Source organism: Streptomyces inhibens (assembly GCF_003389455.1).
GTDB classification, from domain to species: domain Bacteria; phylum Actinomycetota; class Actinomycetes; order Streptomycetales; family Streptomycetaceae; genus Streptomyces; species Streptomyces inhibens.
On sequence record NZ_QUAC01000300.1, the window covers coordinates 1 to 1,756 of the forward strand.

General features: G+C 75.4%; 1 protein-coding gene. It reads right to left on the bottom strand.

All coding sequences use genetic code 11. From position 1 onward, the window contains the following. Nucleotides 1-1,651 (bottom strand): hypothetical protein (locus DY245_RS33060; RefSeq protein ID WP_425329467.1); only part of this gene is annotated, 1,651 nt, incomplete at its 3' end. Between the last annotated feature and the right edge of the window lie 105 nt (nt 1,652-1,756).

Below are 1,756 nucleotides of genomic sequence, written 5' to 3' on the forward strand. Positions count from 1 at the left end.
GGCCCGGCGCGCGCTCGGTGAGCCAGGCGCCGGCCACCGCGCCCGCGCCGAGGACGAGGGTGACCGCGGCGGTGGCCGCGACCAGGACGGGCGCCGCGTCGGTGAGTCCGGCGCCGGCGATGGTGCCGGCGATCCGCTTCGTACGGCGCTCGTCGGGGTGCTCGCGCGGGTCGTAGAGCCCGGGGACGTCCTTGGCGACCCGGCCGCGGACGATCACCACGCGGACGGCGGCGAGCACGGCCACGACGGCGACCACGACCAGCAGGGCCGGGATGACCGAGGCCTGCCAGGACAGCAGGACCGGCGGGCCGGGGATGGGGGCGTCGACCTGGCCGGGGGTCGCGCCGCCGTCCATCCAGTCGGCGAAGCGCTGCGCCACTCCCCCGGACAGTACGCCGCCGACCGCGCAGGCCAGCAGGGCGACGGCGGGCCCGCCCATGCCGCGCAGGGCGGTGCGGGCGTCGTCGCGGGCGGCGCGCTGCAGGACCCAGGCGGTCACCGCCAGCGCGAGGACCACCAGGCCCTGGAAGACGGCGATACCGCCGAAGGCGGCGGAGCCGGGCAGCGGGCCGTGGCTGCGGGCTCCGGGGCGCGCCCAGCCGGTGTGCACGGCGATCAGCGCCAGTACGCCGAGGGCGGCATACGGCAGGGCCCGGACGATCAGGCGGTCGGATTCGTCGTCCGGTGCGGCCTCGCTGCGGGCGGTGCGCCAGACGACCACCAGGGTGGCCGCGGCGAGCAGGATGACCAGGGCGGTCAGGGCCCGGCCGGTGAGCGCGAGGGTGGTGTAGCCGCCGGTGCGCCGGTCGGCCTTCGCACCGGCGGCGAGCAGCACGACGGCGATGGTCAGCACGCCCGCGGTGGTGTGGGCGGCGCGCAGCCGGGCGACCAGCCGGCGGCCGTACCAGAAGCCGTCGAGGCTGAGCGCGGTGCGTTCGGCCACCGGGGTGTAGCGGGAGGTGCCGGGGAGCCGCGGCGGCGGCGAGGCGGACTCGTAGGCGCTCCAGGTGCGGTGCGAGAGCCACGACAGGAAGCCGATGACGAGCAGCGGCACCACGGAGGCGAGGGCGAGGCGGCGGCCGGGAGCGCTCCACCAGCCGGAGTTGTCGGGGCTGAGGAAGCCCAGCCAGGACTTGCCTGCGACGCAGACGGCGGTGCCGGCGCACTGCCAGGCCGTGAGGTCGAGGGCGACCTCACAGGCCGCGGCGGCGAGCAGGACGGTGAGGGTGAGCGCGAGGATGCGCACCAGAAGGTCGTAGATCCGCTGGGCGCGGTGCTCGGGTGGTGCGGCCGGGCGCATCCAGTGGGCGAGGTTGGCGACCATGAACGGCAGCAGGATCAGCCACAGGGCGCGGGCGCCATTGCCCGAGGTGAGGTTGGACCAGCAGTACGCCTCACGGACCGGCTCGCCCCGGTAGTCGTCGGGCCGCTGCTCGGCGTCCGCGTCCTCCGTGCGCCGGTAGCAGGCGGCGGTGTCGTCGCCGGTGATCAGCTGGACGCGTGGGTCCCTGAGCATCTCCTGAGGTGTGGTGCCGCCGACGCCGTGCACCAGCAGCTCCAGGGAGAGCTGGGGTACGGCGGGCGATGGCTCATCTGCTGTTGTGTCACGGCCCGTTGAACGGGCATGCGGTGTCGGATCCGCGGTCTCCACGTTGTCCCCCGTTGTCCGTACGGCGCCGTGCGGTGCGACGCCCTCAGGATTGTCTCTTTCCCACGAGAGCGCATCCACCCACCCCGTGTCCCCCCACCCCCGACC